Source organism: uncultured Thiodictyon sp., assembly GCF_903828115.1.
Classification (GTDB): Bacteria; Pseudomonadota; Gammaproteobacteria; order Chromatiales; family Chromatiaceae; genus Thiodictyon.
The window spans coordinates 1-18,310 of sequence record NZ_CAIKKU010000542.1 but is presented as its reverse complement, the minus strand read 5'-3'; the positions used below and the strand labels follow the sequence as shown (position 1 = coordinate 18,310).

At 69.4% G+C, this 18,310-nt stretch carries 17 protein-coding genes and 1 pseudogene; 8 read left to right on the top strand and 10 right to left on the bottom strand.

Annotation, left to right across the window (positions count from 1 at the left end; genetic code table 11):
* Positions 1–77: 77 nt before the first annotated feature.
* Positions 78–674, bottom strand: coding sequence for a hypothetical protein (locus QZY48_RS20230; protein WP_295434552.1), 597 nt, complete (start codon positions 672–674; stop codon positions 78–80).
* Positions 675–738: 64 nt separating this feature from the next.
* Between QZY48_RS20230 and QZY48_RS20225 the strand changes: the two genes are divergently transcribed.
* Both QZY48_RS20225 and QZY48_RS20220 read left to right on the top strand, forming a co-directional pair.
* Positions 739–1,344 carry a hypothetical protein gene (locus tag QZY48_RS20225; protein ID WP_295434549.1) on the top strand — a complete coding sequence of 202 codons (606 nt, stop codon included), beginning with the start codon at positions 739–741 and terminating at the stop codon, positions 1,342–1,344.
* 12 nt (positions 1,345–1,356) lie between these two features.
* Positions 1,357–1,551: pseudogene (locus tag QZY48_RS20220) on the top strand (radical SAM-modified peptide, FtsH ternary system-associated); the annotation flags it as partial.
* A gap of 75 nt (positions 1,552–1,626) precedes the next feature.
* Here QZY48_RS20220 and QZY48_RS20215 read toward each other — a convergent pair.
* Positions 1,627–2,262 carry a thermonuclease family protein gene (locus tag QZY48_RS20215; RefSeq protein WP_295434547.1) on the bottom strand — a complete coding sequence of 212 codons (636 nt, stop codon included), beginning with the start codon at positions 2,260–2,262 and terminating at the stop codon, positions 1,627–1,629.
* Positions 2,263–2,454: 192 nt separating this feature from the next.
* On the opposite strand from QZY48_RS20215, the gene QZY48_RS20210 reads away from it, so the two are divergent.
* Positions 2,455–3,336 (top strand): DMT family transporter, encoded by an 882-nt coding sequence (locus tag QZY48_RS20210; protein WP_295434546.1) that lies wholly within the window; start codon positions 2,455–2,457, stop codon positions 3,334–3,336.
* Between the two features lie 249 nt (positions 3,337–3,585).
* Here QZY48_RS20210 and QZY48_RS20205 read toward each other — a convergent pair whose 3' ends face one another.
* On the bottom strand, positions 3,586–5,181 hold the full coding sequence (locus tag QZY48_RS20205; protein WP_295434544.1) for a bifunctional aminoglycoside phosphotransferase/ATP-binding protein: 1,596 nt from the start codon (positions 5,179–5,181) through the stop codon (positions 3,586–3,588).
* Between the two features lie 87 nt (positions 5,182–5,268).
* Here QZY48_RS20205 and QZY48_RS20200 point away from each other — a divergent pair, with 87 nt between their 5' ends.
* On the top strand, positions 5,269–5,469 hold the full coding sequence (locus QZY48_RS20200) for a DUF2892 domain-containing protein (protein WP_295434542.1): 201 nt from the start codon (positions 5,269–5,271) through the stop codon (positions 5,467–5,469).
* A 182-nt stretch (positions 5,470–5,651) separates the two neighbouring features.
* On the opposite strand, the gene QZY48_RS20195 is transcribed toward QZY48_RS20200, so the two are convergent.
* On the bottom strand, positions 5,652–5,804 hold the full coding sequence (locus QZY48_RS20195) for a hypothetical protein (RefSeq protein ID WP_295434540.1): 153 nt from the start codon (positions 5,802–5,804) through the stop codon (positions 5,652–5,654).
* A 264-nt stretch (positions 5,805–6,068) separates the two neighbouring features.
* On the opposite strand from QZY48_RS20195, the gene QZY48_RS20190 reads away from it, so the two are divergent.
* Positions 6,069–6,368: a type II toxin-antitoxin system Phd/YefM family antitoxin gene (locus QZY48_RS20190; protein WP_295434538.1), complete on the top strand. Its 300-nt coding sequence runs from the start codon at positions 6,069–6,071 to the stop codon at positions 6,366–6,368.
* 130 nt (positions 6,369–6,498) lie between these two features.
* On the opposite strand, the gene dusA is transcribed toward QZY48_RS20190, so the two are convergent.
* A complete protein-coding gene (gene dusA / locus QZY48_RS20185) occupies positions 6,499–7,503 on the bottom strand; it encodes a tRNA dihydrouridine(20/20a) synthase DusA (RefSeq protein WP_295434536.1) in 1,005 nt (334 codons plus the stop codon).
* Between the two features lie 261 nt (positions 7,504–7,764).
* Here dusA and leuS point away from each other — a divergent pair, with 261 nt between their 5' ends.
* Genes leuS through holA form a run of 3 tightly spaced genes read left to right on the top strand, consistent with a single transcriptional unit; the run spans position 7,765 to position 11,970 of the window.
* Positions 7,765–10,386: a leucine--tRNA ligase gene (gene leuS, locus QZY48_RS20180; RefSeq protein WP_295434534.1), complete on the top strand. Its 2,622-nt coding sequence runs from the start codon at positions 7,765–7,767 to the stop codon at positions 10,384–10,386.
* Complete coding sequence (lptE, locus tag QZY48_RS20175; protein WP_295434532.1) at positions 10,370–10,897, top strand: LPS assembly lipoprotein LptE; 528 nt, start codon at positions 10,370–10,372, stop codon at positions 10,895–10,897. The genes leuS and lptE overlap by 17 nt, the downstream gene beginning before the upstream one ends.
* A gap of 41 nt (positions 10,898–10,938) precedes the next feature.
* A complete protein-coding gene (gene holA, locus QZY48_RS20170) occupies positions 10,939–11,970 on the top strand; it encodes a DNA polymerase III subunit delta (RefSeq protein ID WP_295434530.1) in 1,032 nt (343 codons plus the stop codon).
* Between the two features lie 68 nt (positions 11,971–12,038).
* Here holA and QZY48_RS20165 read toward each other — a convergent pair whose 3' ends face one another.
* The 5 genes from QZY48_RS20165 to QZY48_RS20145 all read right to left on the bottom strand — a co-directional run bounded on the left by QZY48_RS20165 (position 12,039) and on the right by QZY48_RS20145 (position 18,053).
* Positions 12,039–12,302 (bottom strand): hypothetical protein, encoded by a 264-nt coding sequence (locus tag QZY48_RS20165; RefSeq protein ID WP_295434528.1) that lies wholly within the window; start codon positions 12,300–12,302, stop codon positions 12,039–12,041.
* Positions 12,303–12,373: 71 nt separating this feature from the next.
* Positions 12,374–12,937 (bottom strand): elongation factor P-like protein YeiP, encoded by a 564-nt coding sequence (gene yeiP / locus QZY48_RS20160; protein ID WP_295434526.1) that lies wholly within the window; start codon positions 12,935–12,937, stop codon positions 12,374–12,376.
* A 104-nt stretch (positions 12,938–13,041) separates the two neighbouring features.
* Positions 13,042–16,212, bottom strand: a complete 3,171-nt coding sequence (locus QZY48_RS20155) for an efflux RND transporter permease subunit (RefSeq protein WP_295434524.1) — start codon at positions 16,210–16,212, stop codon at positions 13,042–13,044.
* A gap of 6 nt (positions 16,213–16,218) precedes the next feature.
* Positions 16,219–17,361, bottom strand: coding sequence for an efflux RND transporter periplasmic adaptor subunit (locus tag QZY48_RS20150; protein WP_295434522.1), 1,143 nt, complete (start codon positions 17,359–17,361; stop codon positions 16,219–16,221).
* Positions 17,358–18,053 carry a TetR/AcrR family transcriptional regulator gene (locus QZY48_RS20145; RefSeq protein WP_295434520.1) on the bottom strand — a complete coding sequence of 232 codons (696 nt, stop codon included), beginning with the start codon at positions 18,051–18,053 and terminating at the stop codon, positions 17,358–17,360. Before QZY48_RS20145 ends, QZY48_RS20150 begins: the two co-directional genes overlap by 4 nt.
* Between the last annotated feature and the right edge of the window lie 257 nt (positions 18,054–18,310).

The following is an 18,310-nucleotide window of genomic DNA, read 5'->3' as shown; positions in this document are numbered from 1 at the left end:
CCCTACGGGCGCTCGGCCCGTCGGTAGGGTCCGCTGTGCGGACCGCTCGCCGCCGATCGGGGAAGTGCCCGACGCGCTCATGGATCGAGCGGCCGGGACGTGGCCAGGCAGTGATGGGCGCGGCCGTCCGGGCACCAGGCGTCCCAGCAGGAGAGGCCGTGCAGCGGGTCGCGGTGGATGGCGATGCGGCACATGGGCATGGGGGCGCTGGGTCGGCAGGGGCAGATGACGACCTGGTCGTGGGGGCGCAGGGTGTGGCCGCAGACGGCGCAGGTGTGGCGGCCAAAACCGCCACGGGGCGCGGCGAGCAGCGGGTGGCCGGGGGCCAGGCAGTGCAGGTCGAGCCCGGCGGGCGGCGGCCAGGTGATGTCCAAGCCTTTGATGAAGGCGGCGAGTTCGGCCGGCCGGGTGGCGGCGGCGACGGCCTCGCCGGTGCAGGGGAGTTGGGGGCTGTGGTGGCGGACCAGCCTGTCGGCGCCGCCCTGCACCCCGATCTGAACGGGGTCGCCGACCCGGAAGCTGTGGGCGCAGACCGGGCAGGGCCGGTAGAGCCAGGGCGAGTCGAGCGTGGTGACTGCGAGGCTGCCGCGCACGGCGGCGCGGTTGGCGGGGTCGCGGGCGGTGGCGAGGCCGAGGTCGAAGGCGGCCCTGAGCGGCGTGTCCGTGGGGTCCATGGCGTGGTGGCTCCGGTCGTGCGGGTGGCGTGGATTTTGAACCGGATGGGCGTTGAGGTCACTCATGAATTGGCAGCCGGCCGAGTTCTTTCGCGCCGCGGGTGAGACCCTGGTCTGCACCCTGTGCCCGCGCGCCTGTGCACTGGCGGACGGCGACCTGGGCTGGTGCCGGGTGCGCCGGCGCCGGGGCGGGCGGCTGGAGACGGCGACCTTCGCCACCAGCCTGTGGCACTGGGACGCGGTGGAGCGCAAGCCGCTCTATCACTACCGGCCGGGCAGCGAGGTGCTGACCCTGGCGGCGCCGGGCTGTACCCTGCGCTGTCTCTATTGCCAGAACCATCGGCTGTCGCAGTTCGGGCGCGAGGCCGGGGTGGTCTGGGGGGCGCGGGCGCTGGAACCGGGGGCGGCCATCGCGACGGCGGCCGGGCGGGGGGCGGCGGTGAACCTGGATCTGAAGTCGCTGGACCGGCACCGCCATCGCGCCCTGACCGGCGGCGACCCTGTTCCGGTGCTGGAGACCCTGGCCATCCTGCTGGCGGCGGGCGTCTGGGTGGAGGTCAGCACGCCGCTGATCCCGGGGGTGAACACGGACCCGGCCGCGCTGCGGACCCTGGCGCGGACCATCGCCGGGCTGGGGCGCTGGACCCCGTCCAGAGAGGTCGAACCATGAGTCCAGTATCGCTTTGTCCCGCACCTGCCCGACCTGATCGAGCCGGCCGATTACTCGGCCGACCCGGCCGGCCGACGGGTGCGGCTGCGCATCCGGGTGGGGGAGGAGGGGGTGGAGATCCTGGGCGATGCCGCTCGGGCGGCGACCCTGGAGGGGCTACTGGAGGGGCTGGGGGCGCAGGAGATCGAGCAGATGCTGTGCGGTTAGGCGATGGTCAGGGGTCTCCCGGCGCGCCCTTGGTTCGACCAGCGATGGCCGCGCGGTGTCCGGGCTTCACTCGGGTCAACGCCCTTGCCGGTGCCGGAATTCCCAGGGTGTCTGCTGCGCGCCCGGCCGCGACCAGATCCCCAGGCCCGCCGCCCGGGCCGCCTGCTCGGCGCGCTCGAAGCGCGGGTCGTCGCAATAGTGCCGGTAGACCGCCGCCTGACCGCTCGTCACCTGTTCCAGGTTGAGTAACCGAGGCTGCGCGCCGGGGGCGTAGAGGTTTGCCACGGTGCGCCCGAAGCGGTCGGTGTCGACCTTCTCGAGCAGGATCCGCCGCGGGGTGATCCTGCGCAGGTGCCGCAGGGACTGCTTGGCCCAGGCGCCCTGTTCCCACTCGGGGGCGTCGATGCAGTGCAGGCGGACTTCGACGGTCTCGCCGCCGCACCGCAGGTCCAGGGAGTCCCCGTCGCGTATCCGTACCACCGTGCAGGTGCGTCCCGCGGTCTGGCCCATGGCCCAGGGGGCGGCGAGCTGGCGCTGGCCCAGCCAGGCCAGGGCCGCGACCAGGGCCAGGCCGCCGAGCAGGTGCGCGCCGGGGCGCCACCGTGCCGGCCGGCGCCCGGCGGTCGGCCGCTCGCCGTTCAGGGGTGGTGTCACGGGGGCAAGCCGCTGCCCGGCGGGCGCGGCAGTGCTGCGGCGCTGGTGCGTTGCCAATTTGCGATACTGCACATGGTTCGATCTTTCCGGCGCCGGTTCTACCTTGACGGACAGAGCGCTTACCATAGCGCGGGGCGCCTTGCTTCGCCAAGGCTCGCGGCGGTACCTTTTAATGACACGAGATGAGCCATTGCGGTCTTTCGCCCCCGTTGCGCCGGTAGGGTCCGGTTTTTTCCGGCGGGCACGGTGATGCACTGGCTGCCGCTGGCGCTGATCTGCGCCTTCACTCTGGCGAGCGCGGACGCGGCGACCAAGGCCTGGCTGCAGGGGTTTTCGGCCGCGGAACTGGCGGTGGTGCGCTTCGGCATGGCCGGGCTGCTGCTGACGCCGCTGCTCGCGGGGCTGCCGCCGCTGAGCGCCCTGCCGGCGCCGTTCTGGTGGACCCTGGCGGTGCTGGTGCCTTTGGAGATTCTGGCGATCCTGCTGTACCTGGCGGCGATCCGCGACCACCCGCTCTCGCTCACCTTACCCTATCTCGCCTTTACCCCGGTGTTCGGGATGGGCGTCGCCTGGGTCCTGCTCGGGGAGCGGGTCACCCCGGCGGGCGCCGCCGGGGTGTTGCTGGTGGTCGCCGGGGCCTGGCTGCTCAACAGCGACCAGGTGCACTATGCCGACTGGCGCACCTGGATGGCGCCCTGGCGGGCGATCTGGCGGGGGCCGGGCTCGCGGATGATGCTCGCGGTGGCCGTCATCTATGCCCTGACCTCGACCTTGGGCAAGGGGGCCATGCGTCACCTGGGGCCGGAGCACTTTGCGGCCTTCTATTATGGGGTGCTGGGCCTGGCGGTCATCCTGGTCTTCGCCGTGCCGCGGCCGGCGCTCCTGCGCAAGTTGGCCTCCCGGCCGCTGGCGGTGGCGGCGGTAGGGCTCCTCACGGGCATCTCGGCCTATACCCACTTCCTGGCCATCCAGCAGGTCCAGGTGGCCTATATGATCGCGGTCAAGCGCACCAGCCTGCTGTTCGGCATCCTTTATGGCGTCCTGTGGTTCAGGGAGCGGGGGCTGCTGCGGCGCCTGCCGGCCGGGGGGCTGATGGTGGCGGGGGTGGCGTTGATCGTGCTTGGTGATTAGACCACCCAGGGCGTTGCCCTGGGCTGGTATGTCACGCCCCTTCGGGGCTTGAGGGTCTCGGCGATGGTAGGTAAACCCCGCGTGAGACCAGCCCGTACGGGCGCGCGGATTGACCCCGACGGGGTCGCACATACCAGCCCAGGGCAACGCCCTGGGTGTGCACAGAGATGCTCTTAGCCCTGAAAGGGCGTGACAGATGGCCGCATCGACACCGGCTGAGTTTCGACGCTAATCACCTTCTGCTGTCGGTCACTCCCCCAGCGGCACCCCGGTCAGGACGGCGATGCGCACCAGGACCTGATCTATGGACGGCGGGGCCGTGCTGTTGATGGTGATGGCCGTGCGGCGCTCGGCGCGACTGAGCCGTTCGCAGGCGGCGGCCTGGCGCTCCAGGACGGCGACCGAGGCCTCGGAAGCGTCGCGGCCTTCGGCGAGCCGACGCGCGACCCGCTCGCGCAGGACCGTCATGGGGGCGAGCAGGGCCAGGACGGCGAAGCCCGCGCCCTGAGCGCGCGCCAGGTCCGCGAAGACCGCCCGGCGCGTCCGGGTCAGGAAGGTGGCGTCCACCAGCACGTCGTAGCCGCAGGCCAGGATCGCGCCGGTCAGGGCCGCCAGGCGCTGGTAGGTCCAGTCGGTCGCCTGCTGAAAGTAGATCCCGGTATCGACCCCGATCCCGACCTCGGAGCGCGCCTCGGGGGCCAGGCCGAAGAGGCGCTTGCGCTCGGCGTCCGAACGCAGGTGGATGACGGGCAGGACCTCGCGCAGGGCGCGCGCGAGTCGGCTCTTGCCGGACCCGGAGAGGCCGCAGACGAGCAGGAGCCGGGGGCGGCGGCGGCGCGTGTAGGACGCGGCCAGGTCCAGGTAGCGCTCGCAATTGCGCCGTTGCGCCTCGGACTCCTCCCCCGGGAGGGCGTATTGGCCCAAGCGGATGGCCAGGACCTTGGCCCGCACCATGGCGCGGTAGACCTGGTAGAAGGCCAGGATCTCGAGCGCATCGTGGTCGCCGTCCAGTTCCAGGTACCGGTTGAGCAGGCGCCGCGCCAGCCCCTGGGCCCCGGCCGCGTCCAGGTCCATGAGCAGAAAGGCCAGCTCGCTGGCGGTGTCGATCCAGCGCAGCCCCGGGTTGAATTCCAGCGCGTCGAAGAACAGGGGCTCCCCGTCCACCAGGGCGATATTGCCGCGGTGCAGGTCGCCATGACACTCGCGCACCCGGCCCTGCGCGCGCCGCCGTTCGATCACCGGGGTCAGGGCGCGCCAGCGCTCCAGGGTCCAGTCCTGCAACCGGTCCAACCGCGCCTGACAGTCGGGCGTGTCGACCCGGGCGCGGATTTGGCTCAGGTTTTCGAGCATGGGGGCGAGGACGGCGGCGGGGGTGCCGAAGGGGCCCGCCGGGTCCGCCGGCGGGATCGCGGCATGGAAGGCGGCCAGCCGGGCGGCGATGCGGTCCACCAGGTCGGGGGTCAGCGTGCAGCGGTCGAGCCGGGCCTCCTGGGGAAAGCGGTGCATCTGCACGGCATATTCGAGCACCGGACCGCTGCCGCCGACCCGGGGGCGCTCCGGGGTCCCGGTGATCGGCACCACGCCGATATAGAGTGCGGGGGCGAGGCGGCGATTGAGCCTGATCTCCTCCTCGCAGCAGTGGCGGCGCCGCTCCAGGGTGGAGAAGTCCAGAAAGCCCAGGTCCAGCGGCTTCTTGAGCTTGTAGGCGAAGTCCCCGGCGAGGAGGACGTGGGAGATGTGGGTCTCGATGTGCTCGATCGGCCCGGCGGCCGCCCCCGTGGCCGGGGGCCAGGCGTCGGACCTCAGCAGTCCTTGGATCAGGCGGGGAAAGGCTTCGGCGTCCATGGGGGTCCGTGCGCGGTTAGGGTTGAGCAGAATATTAGGGCTTGTTAATATAGCGCAACCACCAAGCAGTCTATCCCGGGGTCTTGCATGTCCATCGAGCGTTTTGTGCTGGCCTTTGCCGGCAGCGTCATCCTGCTGTCTCTGCTGTTGGCAGTGTACGTCAACATCCACTGGCTGTGGTTCACCGCCTTCGTCGGCGCCAACCTGCTCCAGTCGGCCTTCACCGGCTTCTGCCCGCTGGCGACGATCCTGAAGAAGTGGGGCCTGAGACCCGGCAGCGCCTTCTGAGCCAGACCCCAATCCGGCCTGGCGGCCCCCCGCGGGGCGCCGGCCGGGCGTGATCGTCGTTCCGGCCGCAAGGCGACCGGCGCGTTACAGCGCCACCTTCAATTTGCGGCCACCGGCGATGGCGAAGCCCTCACGCTCGTAGAAGGCAAGCGTTTTCTCAAACGGCGGCAGCGGCGGGGTCGTCACCTCAAGCCGCGTCCAGCCGCGCGACCGATGAAATTGAATGCCGGGATGCCGCCGACGCTGACGATTTCAGTGAGCAGCTCGCCTACCATGACGGCAATCTCCGGTGCGTCCGCGGCCGTTGCACTGAGAATATGAATGTTTTCTGACATTTTATAGCCCTCGGACGTGATAGCCGGACGTAGGGGTGGGTTTCAAACCCGCCCCGACACCAGGGGCCTGTCCGGATGTCAGGTGCGAAGGCTATAGTCGAGTTATACCCTTGTCGGCGGCTCACGCAAATGTTGCCTCACGTCAGGATAACGATACAGCGCGTCGTTCTTGGTCCCTCCCGCTCCGAACCCGCCCTTGCGGTGTTGACTTGTCCATTGTTCCGGGTCAGGATTGCGACCAAGATTCGACCCGGAATTCAGATCATGGCCAACCTCTCAGTCGCCGAGAACATCATTCCCATCGGCGAGTTCAAGACCCAGGCATCCCGCCTCCTGCGCCAGGTCTCCCAGACCGCAAGACCCTTGGTCATCACCCAGAATGGTCGGCCCGCGGGGGTGCTCCTGTCGCCCACGGAGTATGACCGGCTGCGCTCCCGGGAGCGGCTCCTCGAGTCGATCGCTGCCGGTATTGCCGATGCTGACCGGGGACGACTGATGGATGCCGACACCTTGCGCGGGCGTCTGGCGACGCGCCGCGTCGACTCGGGGGCCGACCAGCCGTGAAGGTGCGGTCGAAGTGCTCACCGTCTTCGAGGGTCATCGACTGCTGCCCGCAGAGGATCTGCTCGAGGGTGATATGGAGTGACCTAGGCACGGATCAGGCCAGCCGTGATCCCATTTATTGGCCTTCGGTTCAAGCGGCACCCGCCGCCTCGGCGCGCGCCTCCCGCTCCGGCGGCAGCGCCCGGGTGAGGACCCGCGGCCCCGCATCGGGGCGATGGGCGCGCTCGCTGATGTAGCGGCGCCAGGCGCGCGCCCCGGGCTGGCCGTGGAAGAGGCCGAGGAGGTGCCGGCTCATGGCGCCCAGGGGCACCCCGTCGGCCAGTTCCCGTTCCACATAGGGAAGGTAGGCCTCCAGCACCCGGTGGCGGGTCGGGTGGGGGCTGGTCTCGCCGTAGATCAGGCGGTCGGCCCCGGCCAGTACCCAGGGGTCCTCGTAGGCGGCGCGCCCGATCATGACGCCGTCCAACCGGCCGAGCAGGCCCGCGGCGACGTCCAGGGTCCGCACGCCGCCGTTGATGGCGATGGTCAGCCCCGGGAAGTCCGCCTTCAGACGGGCCACGAGGTCGTAACGCAGGGGCGGCACCTCGCGGTTCTCACGCGGGCTCAAGCCCTGGAGCCAGGCCTTGCGGGCGTGGACGATGAGCGCGTCGCAACCGGCCCCCGCCAGCGCGGCGACGAAGGCCGCCAGTTCTTCATAGCTGTCGCGCTCGTCGATCCCGATGCGTGACTTGACCGTCACCGGGATGGCGACCGCCGCCTTCATCGCCGCCACGCAGTCCGCCACCAGGGCCGGCTCGGCCATCAGGCAGGCGCCGAAGCGCCCGTGCCGGACCCGGTCGGAGGGACAGCCGCAGTTCAGGTTGATCTCGTCATAGCCCCACTCCTGCCCCAGGCCGGCGCACCGGGCCAGTTCGCCCGGGTCCGAGCCGCCGAGTTGCAGCGCCAGCGGGTGCTCGGCCGGGTCGAAGCGCAGGTGCCGGTCCAGGTCGCCGTGGATCAAGGCCCCGGTGGTGACCATCTCCGTGTAGAGCAGGGTGCGCCGGGTGATCAGCCGCAGGAAATACCGGCAGTGCCGGTCGGTCCAATCCAGCATGGGGGCGACGCTGAGACGGCGGTCGAGGGGAGTGGCGGGCATAGGTCGGGCCTGGGTTTCGGTCAGCGGCAGCGTGACCCGCACGCTTTGGATGGCTGCGCTGAGGTCCCCCGCGCTTGACCGCCTGCATGGGCGGCCTCGGGGCTGGGGCTTGGGTTGCTGCAAAAGGTAGCAGATCCGGCCGGTTCTGACACGGGCGCGGGTCGCCCTGGCCGTCCCGGCGCGGTATGCTGTCGCCGATATTCTGATCCCATCCGATCCCCAGTCATCCGAATCCCCGGTGCGTCCACCCGAATCCAACCCATGCAACACGACTATGACCCGCGCGGCATCGAGACCGCGGCCCAGGCCTTCTGGGACGAACACCAGAGCTTCAAGGCGGTGGAGGACCCCGCCCGGGAGAAGTTCTACTGCCTCGCCATGTTCCCCTACCCCTCCGGGCGGCTGCACATGGGGCATGTGCGCAACTACACCATCGGCGACGTGATCGCCCGCTACCAGCGGATGCAGGGCAAGAACGTCCTCCAGCCGATGGGCTGGGACGCCTTCGGCCTGCCGGCGGAGAATGCGGCGATCAAGAACGGCATCCCGCCGTCGCAGTGGACGCGCTCCAACGTCGCCTACATGAAGGGCCAGTTGCGCAGCCTCGGGTTCGGCTATGACTGGGACCGGGAACTGGCTACCTGCGACCCGGACTACTACCGCTGGGAGCAGTGGCTCTTCACCCGGCTGATGGAGAAGGGGCTGGCCTACCGCGCCACGGCCGTGGTCAACTGGGACCCCATCGATCAGACGGTGCTCGCCAACGAGCAGGTGATCGACGGCCGCGGTTGGCGCTCCGGCGCCCCGGTCGAGAAGCGCGAGATCGCGCAGTGGTCGGTGCGCATCACCGACTATGCCCAGGAGTTGCTGGACGCCTTGGACGGCCTGACCGGCTGGCCGGAGCAGGTGCGCACCATGCAGCGCAACTGGATCGGGCGCTCCGAGGGCGTCTACATGGAGTTCGGGCTCGCCGGTTCCGCTGAGGTCCTGGGGATCTATACCACCCGCCCGGACACCGTCATGGGCGTGACCTACATGGCAGTCGCCGCCGAGCATCCCTTGGCGCGGCGGGCCGCCGAGACCGACCCGGGGCTGGCCGCCTTCATCGAGGAGTGCCGCCAGGGCGGGGTCTCGGAGGCCGAGATCGAGACTATGGAGAAGCGCGGCTATCCGCTCGGGAGCGACGCCGTCCACCCCATCACCGGGGCGGCGGTGCCGATCTTCGCCGCCAACTTCGTCCTCATGGGCTACGGCACGGGCGCCGTCATGGCGGTGCCGGCCCACGACCAGCGGGACTGGGAGTTCGCCGAAAAGTACGGCGTCCCCAAGCGCCAGGTGATCCACTCGCCTGACGGCAGCCCCTGCGGGATCGAGGCCTGCGCCTACGTGGAGAAGGGCGTACTGCGGGATTCGGGTCCCTTCGATGGCCTGACCTCGGCGCGGGCCTGCGACGCCATCGCGACCTGGCTTCAAGCGCGGGGAAAGGGTGAGAAACGTGTCAACTTCCGGCTGCGCGATTGGGGCGTCTCCCGCCAACGCTACTGGGGCTGCCCCATCCCGGTGGTCCGTACCCCCGACGGCGGCGTCCGCCCCGAGACCGACCTGCCGGTGCGTCTCCCCGAGGACGTGGTGGTCGATGGCTCCGGCTCCCCGTTAAAGAGGATGCCTTCGTTCTCTGAACTCCCCAACGGGGAGTTCAGAGAAACCGACACCTTCGATACCTTCTTCGAGTCGTCCTGGTACTACGCCCGCTTCTGCTCCAGCGACTGCACCACGGCCATGCTCGACGAGCGCGCCCGCTATTGGCTGCCGGTGGACCAATATGTCGGCGGCATCGAACACGCGGTGCTGCACCTGCTCTACGCCCGCTTCTTCCACAAGCTGATGCGCGACGAGGGCCTGGTCGCGTGCGACGAGCCCTTCACACGGCTCCTCACCCAGGGCATGGTGGTGGCCGAGACCTGGTATCGGGACGGCGCGGACGGGCGCAAGGAGTGGTTCAACCCGACCGAGGTGGAGGTCACCCGCGACGACAAGGGCAAGATGCTCCATGCGGTGCTCAAGGCCGACGGCCAGCCGGTCCTCTTCGGCGGCATCGAGAAGATGTCCAAGTCCAAGAACAATGGGGTGGACCCGGAGTCACTGATTGCCCGCTACGGGGCCGACACGGTGCGTCTCTACACCATGTTCACCTCGCCGCCGGACCAGTCGCTGGAGTGGAACGACGACGGCGTGGAGGGGGCCTACCGGTTCCTGAAGCGCCTCTGGACGCTCGCGAGCGCCAAGGCGCGGCTGATCGGCGCGGCCCCCGCGGTCGCGGACCTGGCCGCGGACCTCGATGACGCGACCGCTGCCGCCCGCCGGGAGGTCCAGGCCGCGCTCAAGAAGTCACTCTTCGACTACGAGCGCCAGCAGTACAACACCGTGGTCTCCGGTTGCATGACGATGGTCAACGCGCTCTACCGACTGGATGACTCCCCCGGTGCCCAGGCGGTGCTGCGCGAAGGGGTCAGCGTCTGCCTGCGCCTGCTCGCGCCCATCGCCCCCCACGTCACCCACCACCTGTGGCAGGAACTCGGTTTCGGCGCGGATATCCTGGACGCCCCCTGGCCCACGGTGGACGAGGCGGCGCTGCGCCAGGACAGCATTGAGTATGTCTTGCAGGTCAACGGCAAGCTGCGCGGCAAGGTGACGGTCGCGGCCGCCGCGGACCGCGCCGCGGTCGAGGCCGCCGCGCTCGCGGCGGACTGCGTGCGTCGCTATACCCAGGTCGGGCTGCCGGGCACCGATGACGCGCACTCCGCTACCCCGCAGCTCAGCCAGGTCCGGGTCCGCAAGGTGATCGTGGTCCCCGGCAAGCTGGTGAATGTCGTTGTCAATTGAGGCCCTGAAAGGCCGGCGGGCGGCACTGCGCAGGCTGCTCCAGGCGCTGCCCTTGGCGGCGCTCGCCGGCTGCGGCTTTCACCTGCGCGGCGCCCTGGAGATCCCGGCCGACCTGGCGCCCATCTACCTCCAGCCCGAGACCGGCTCGCCGGTCATGCTGGCGGTCAGGGAGCAGCTCGCCGGCGGGACCGTCCCCCTGGCGTCCAGCCCGGACAAGGCGAAGCTGATCCTGCGCATCACGGCGGAGGGGCGCTCCTCCCGGGTCGTCGCGACCAATGACGCCGGCAAGGTATTGGCCTATGAACTGCATTACCTGGTCACCTACGAGGCCGTGGCGGCCGACGGTAAGGTGCGGATACCGAAACAAAAACTGGACCTGGTGCGGACCTTCGACAACCCGGACGTGGAGGTCCTGGGCAAGCAGCTCGAAGAGGCGCAGATCTACCAGGAGTTCGCCGTCGATGCCGCTGATCGCATCCTGATGCGGTTGCGGACCACCCTGCTGCGCTGAGGTTTGGCGACGGCGGCCCCGGTCATCCTGGAACGAGCAATATGCGTCTGCGCTTCACCCAACTCCCGGACCAACTCGCCGCCGGCCTGACCCCGGTCTACCTGATCTGCGGCGACGAGCCCTACCAACTCGGCGAGGCCGCCCGGCTGATCCGCGCGCGGGCGCGCACGGCCGGCTTCGACGAGCGCGAGGTCCTGGACCAGGACGGCGCCTTCGACTGGGGCGCCCTGGGGGCCAGTGCCGACGCCATGTCGCTGTTCTGCGCGCGCAAGCTCATCGATCTGCGTATCGCCACCGCCAAGCTCGGCCGTGACGGCGGCGCCGCGGTGCGCGCCTATTGCGCGCGGCCCTGCCCCGACAACCTGCTGTTGATGACGGCCCCCGCACTGGACCGCAAGGAGTTGGAGACTCAGTGGGCGCGGGCGGTGGAGGCGGTCGGCACCATCGTGCAGGTGTGGCCGCTCAAGGAGCGGGAGTTGGTCCAGTGGCTGGGTCTGCGGCTCCGGGCGGCCGGGTTCGCACCGGGGCGCGGGGTGGCGGAGCTGCTGGCGGAGCGGGTCGAGGGCAATCAACTGGCCGCGGTCCAGGAGATCGAAAAGCTCAGACTCTTGCGCGACCCGGGCGCCCTGGCCGTGGAGGACCTGCTGGGGACCCTGGCGGACAGCGCCCGCTTCGACCTCTTCGCCCTCACCGACGCGGCGGTGGCCGGGGATCGGGCGCGCGTGCAGCGGGTGCTGGCGGTCCTGCGGGCGGAAGGGGTCGCGGCGGCCCTGGTGCTGTGGGTCCTGGCGCGGGATCTGCGGATGCTGGCCCAGGCCGCCTGGGCCAAGGCGCAGCAGGGCTCGGCCTCCCAGGTCCTGGCGCAGCACCGAGTCCCGCGCCAGCGTCTGGAGTCCGTCGAGGGCGCCCTGCGCCGCCTGTCACCGACGCTGCTGCGTGCACTGGTGCGTCAATGCGCCCTCGCCGATCGCTCGATCAAGGGCTTAGGCCCTGGCGATGCCTGGCAGCGCCTGGGCTTCATCGCCGACACCCTGGCCGCGGGCGGGCTGCGGCTCCCGGCGCCGCCGAGCTGAGTGATCGCAGGTGAGGCTTGGGCCGCAAAGAGGATTGGTCCGCAAAGCAACGTAAGCCCAACCGTCCATCAAACCAGCCCGTTACGTTCCAAGACCCCGTAAACCTTCCGGCTGGTCCGCGCGAGCCGCGACACCTCGCCCAGATTGGGGCTCTCACCAGCGGCCAGTCGTCGCTCCCAGTCGTCGAGTTCCCCCTCCAGAAAGTCCAAGAGCGCGCGCGAGCACGCGTCGCAGGCACCAGTGCAGACCCGCGGGCGCGAATCCTCGAAGGGGATTGCTGCCCGGATCTGCGCGATCAGGCGGCGCATGGCGGTGCGGGTGTCAGGCTTCACCCTAAATCCGGCAGTTGCTCACGCCAAGACGCAAAGAAATACAATAAGGATGCGACAATCTGGCCCGCGTCTCAGGCCCGCGACATGAACTCGCCGGACACCGTGTTGACCTTGATGACCTCGCCCGCCGCCAGGTACTCGGGTACCTGCACCACCAGCCCAGTGCTCAGGGTCGCCGGCTTGTTGCGGGCGGAGGCCGAGGCGCCCTTGATGGCGGGGGCACAGTCCATGACCTCAAGCACCACCGTGGCGGGCAACTCGATGCCGACCGCCACCCCGTCGACCACCAGGGCGAAGATCCCCTCCAGGCCCTCGGTCAGGTAGGGCAGCTCGGACTCCAGGGCCTCCAGGTCGAAGCCGTGCTGCTCGAAGGTGTCGCGGTCCATGAAGGTACAACCGTCGCTCTCACGGTACAGGAACTGCACGGCGCGCCGCTCGAAGTCGACCGTCTGCACCTGCTCGTCGCCCTTGAAGCTGCCCTGAAACTTCTGGCGGTTGACGACGTTGCGCCCCCGCACCTTGTAGAGCGTGTTGCCGCTGCGCGACGACGCGGTCTGGACCTGGAGTTCCGTGATATAGACGACCGCGCCGTCGACCTCGATGACGCTTCCCTTCTTGATCTCACTGGCTTTCATGTGCTCACTTGCCAACCGGTTAAAGGATTCCGAGGGCACATCATACAGGCGCGGGGGCACCCCGGGGCCATGTCCCCGTTGGTGGGTGCGATCAGAACTGATGGCTAGTGCTCGGCGGGGTCGGCCGCCGCCCGCGGCACCCGGAACCAGGCGGCATAAAGGGCCGGCAGGAATCCGAGCGTCAGGGCGGTGGCGACCAGGATGCCGCCCATCATGGCGACCGCCATGGGGCCGAAGAAGGCGCTGTGGGCGAGCGGGATCATGCCGAGCACGGCGGCGGCGGCGGTCAGGACGATGGGGCGGAAACGCCGTGTCGTGGCCCCGATGATGGCGTCGCGCGGGGACGCGCCGGCCGCCCGGTCCTGTTCGATCTGGTCTACCAGGATGATGGAGTTGCGCATGATGATGCCGGAGAGGGCAATGGTCCCGAGCATGGCGACGAAGCCGAACGGCAGCCCGAACATCAGCAGGCCGGCGGTGACGCCGATCAGCCCGAGCGGTGCGGTCAGGAGCACCATCAGGGTGCGTGAGAAGCTCTGGAGCTGGATCATCAGCAGGGTGAGTACCACCGCCAGCATCACCGGCACGCCGGCACCGATCGACTTCTGACCGCGCGCGGACTCCTCGACCGCGCCACCGATCTCGATGCGGTAGCCGAGCGGCAGGCGGGCGCGCAGCGCATCGAGTTGCCGGTCGATGCGCCGGGCGACGTCCGGTCCCTGGGCCTGACCCAGGACATCGGCGCGCACCGTGACGGTCGGCAGCCGCGCGCGGCGCCAGATGATGCCGTCCTCCTGCTCATAGCGCAACTCGGCGATCTGGGTGATGGAGACCGCACGCCCGTTGCGCGTAGGCAGTGACAGGTCCTTGAGCGAGGAGAGCCGCGCGCGCTCGGCGTCCTGGCCGCGCAGCACCACCTCGATCTGCTTGTCGCCCTCGCGCACATAGGTGACCGTGAGTCCGGAGAGGGTGCTGCTCAGGAAGGCGGCCAGTTCCTGGGAGGAGAAGCCCAGCACCCGCGCCCGGTTCTGGTCGACCTTGAGCCGGATGACCTTGGTCGGCTCGTCGGAGTCGAACTGGGCGTTGGTGATCTGCGCATCGATGCGTACCAGGGCCATGACCTCCTGGGAGAGTGCCCGCACCCGGGTGAGGTCGGCGCCGGAGACCCGGAATTGCACCGGGAACCCCACCGGCGGCCCATTCTCCAGTCGCGTCACCCGCCCGCGCAGGCCGGGGAAGTCTTCGTCGAAGACCGTCACCAGGCGGGTGCGCAGCCGTTCGCGTTCCTCCACGCCCTGCGCCACCAGCACGAACTGGGCGAAGTTGACGCTCGGCAACTGCTGATCGAGCGGCAGGTAGAAGCGCGGGCTGCCCACGCCGACATAGCCGACGTAGCTTGCGAGTCCCGGCTCGCGGTCAAGGACCTGTTCCATCCGCAGCACCTGCGTGAGCGTGGCGGCGAATGAACTGCCCTCGGGCAGGTGCAGGTCGACGATCAGCTCGGGGCGTGCCGAGGAGGCAAAGAACTGCTGGGGGACGAACCGGAAGGCGAACAGGGCGCCGACGAATATGGCCACCGTCGCGCCGATCACGATCCAGCGGTGCAGCACGCTCCAGGCGACCAGCGCGCGGAAGCGGCGATAGAAGGGGGTGTCATAGACCTGGTCGGGATCGTCGTGGGCACCGCCCCGTGCGGGCGGCTCCATCCGCCCGCGCAGCCGCGCCACGAGACGCGCCGCGAGCCCGGCCCGCCGTGGTTGGCGCAGATCCGGCAGCAGCCGATAGCCCAGGTACGGGATCACGATGACGGCGGCAAACCAAGACACGATGAGCGCGATCGCCGAGACCTGAAACAGCGAGCGCGTATATTCCCCGGTCGTGCTCTTGGCCATGGCAATCGGCAGGAAGCCGGCGACGGTGATGAGGGTGCCGGAGAGCATCGGGAAGGCGGTGCTGGAATAGGCGAAGCTCGCCGCACTGAAGCGGTCGAAGCCCTGCTCCAGCTTGATGGCCATCATCTCGACGGCGATGATCGCGTCGTCGACCAGGAGCCCGAGTGAGAGGATCAGGGCGCCGAGCGAGATCTTGTGCAGGCCGATGCCGAACATCCACATACAGAGGAAGGTCGTAGCCAACACGAGCGGAATGGACAGGGCCACCACGAGCCCGGTGCGCAGGCCGAGGCTGATCAGGGACACGGCAAGGACGATCAGCACTGCCTCGGCGAGTGAGCGCACGAATTCACTCACCGACTGCTCTACCGCCCGCGGCATACTCGCGACCTGTCCGATCTCCATCCCGATCGGCAGTTCGGCCCGCAGCGCGGCGAGTTGCCGATCGAGCGCCTGCCCCAGCGCGATCACGTTGCCGCCGGCCGCCATGGTGACGCCGATCCCCAGGGCCGCGCGCCCCTGCCAGCGCATCTGCTGTTGCGGCGGGTCCACATAGCCGCGTCGGATCTCCGCGATGTCGCCCAACCGGAACAGGCGGTCGTTCACCCGCAGGGCGATGTCCCGGACCTCCTCCAGCGAGTCGAAGGCCCCGCTCGGGCGCAGATAGATGCGCTCGGCCGCGGTCTCGAAGGCGCCGGCGGCCGTCACCGCGTTCTGCGCCGCGAGGGTCTGCGCGATCTGCACGGGGGTGATCCCGAGCAGCGCCAGCCGCGCATTCGCGAGTTCAATATAGATCTTTTCGTCCTGCTCACCGATGAAGTCGACCTTGGATACCCCCGGCACCAGCAGCAGCTCGGCACGGATGCGGTCGCCGAAGTCCTTGAGGTCGTGATAGCTGTAGCCCTCGCCGGTGATGGCGTAGAGATTGGTATAGGTGTCGCCGAACTCGTCGTTGAAGAAGGGCCCCTGGATGCCGGGCGGCAGGCTCTGGCGGATATCGCCGACCTTCTTGCGCGCCTGGTACTGGAGGTCAGGGATGGCGGTGGGCGGCAGCGCGTCCTGGAATGACACAAAGATCAGCGATTCGCCTGGCCGCGAATAGCTGCGCACGAAGAGCAGCGGCAGTTCCTGCAGCTTATGCTCGATGCGGTCGGTGACCTGCTGCTCGACCTCGCGCGCCGCGGCCCCCGGCCAGTTGGTCTTGATGACCATGACCTTGAAGGTGAACGGCGGGTCTTCTGACTGCCCCAACTGGCCATAGGCGTAGATGCCGGACAGGGCCAGGATGACAATGAAATACAGTACCAGCGAGCGATGGCGCAGGGCCCACTCGGACAGGTTGAAGGCGGCGCGCGGGGCGTCGCCCGGAGCTTTCGTTATCATGTGTGGTCAGTCCGCGCGCGCCGTCGCTGCCACCGGGGCCGGCGGCGGGGCGGGACGCCCCGCCTCCTCGTAGGGCCGGACCTGCTGGCCCTCGTGGAGTTTGTTGGCGCCGGTGGCGACGATCCACTCGCCGGCCGCGAGCCCGTCGGCGATCACTACGCCGTCTTCCCGGTATTGCGCGATGACGACCGCACGCAGCGAGACCCGGCCGATGGCGGGGTCGTAGACCCAGATCGCGGGGCGCCCCTCGCTGGTCTGGTAGAGCGAGGTCGCGGGCAACAGGCTGGCCGTGCCGGTCGCGGGCCCGGCGAGGTGGACGTTCGCGGTCATCCCCCATTGCATGGCCGGCGCCGGGTCGATGACGGAGACGCGCACGGTGAAGGTCCGGGTGACCGGATCGAGCGCCGGCGAGACCTCGCGGACCTGCCCGCGGTAGCCGGTCCCAGGGTCGGCCACCAGGACGACCCTGATCTGGTCCGCGTGCTTGAGTTCATCGATCCGCGCCTCCGGGACCGCGATCTCGACCTCGCGCTCGTCCTCGCGGGCATAGCGCATCACCACCTGTCCGGCCGCGACCACCTGGCCGGCCTCCGCGCTCACGGCCGTGATCACGCCGTCCTGTGGCGCGACCAGCCGGGCATAGGCCGCCTGGTTCCGGGTCACGGCCAGATTCGCCTGGGCCTGCTCGAGCTTGGCGTGACTCGCCTTCATGGCATTGCGCTTGGCGTCCAGCGCCGAGGCGCTGATGAAGTTCTGCTTCAAGAGGTTCTCGTAGCGGTCGAACTCGGCCCGGGCGAACTCGGCATCGACCTGCGCCGCCGCCACCTGCGCCTGCGCGGACTCGGCCTGCAGGGTGACATCCGCGGGATCGAGCCGCGCCAGCAAGGCGCCCTTGCGCACCCGTGCCCCGGCATCGACCGCCCGGGCGACGATCTTGCCGCTGATGCGAAAGGCGAGATCGGACTCGTAGCGGGGTTTCACCTCGCCGGCGAACACGGCGGCCTCGGTGCCGCTCCCCGGCACCACCTGGCTGAGCAGCACGGGGCGGACCGCATCGGCGACCGGCGCCGGTTTGGTGCAGCCGTTGGTGCCAAGGGCCACGGCCGTCAGGATCAGCGCGCTCAGCAGGCGCGCGTGTGGACTGTTCATAGTAGGGTGACCTCGCTTGCCGCGCTGCCGATCATGCCGCGCCACAGTGTCCGCAGCGCAGCCTCCAACTCGGTGGGGTAGTGCCAGGCGAACGCGGCTGGTAACTGGGGCCCGGCCATGGTGCAGCAGGCCCCGCTGCCGGCGGTGGCCGACATCTGCCACAGCCCGAGGGTCAGCGCGTAGCTGCGGCGCAACATGGCCACCCCGCGGGCGGGCTCCAGCCCCGGTGCCGCGCCCGGCGCGGGAAAATGACGCTCCACGCCGGCACCGGCGCGCTCCATGCGCGCTGCCATCCGCTGCTTGAAGGCCAGCACGGACGCGGGTGCAAGGCTATGTGCCATCAGCCCGAAACAGCGCGCGGCGAGCGGCATGAACAGCGGCGGATCGATCAGGTGGATGCGCGCGAGGGCGAATACCGCATCGAAATCGACGCCCGGTTCCGACTCCACCAGTGCGATCAGGTCGTGAAAAAAGCCCTCGACCCAGCGCTCGTGCACGGCGAGCAGGAGTTCCTCCTTGCCCGGGAAATACAGGTACACGGTCCCCTTCGCCAGCCCCGCACGGCTGGCGACCTCGGCGACGCTCGCGACGCGCTCCGGCGCATCCGCGAGCACCTGTTCGGCCGCGTCGAGGATGGCGTCGCGGCGCTCCTGCTTGTCTTCGGCCTGGATGGCACGCTGGCGTATGGCCATGGGGATCTACTCCTGCGGCTCGACCCAGAACTGACTCAGGGTCATTTAACTAGCAATGTAACTGACGCCAGGTCAGTTGTCAACTCGGAGCGGGGGAGGGGTGCGATCAGAACTGACGTGTTAACGCACATGTCGTAGGGTACGCATCGCGTACCCGCCAAGCTGCCGCGACCGCCGGAGCCGGGTACGCGATGCGTACTCTACAGCTACCCGACGTTCTCACGGACCGGGCGTCGTTGTCGTTGTCGTAATCGTGG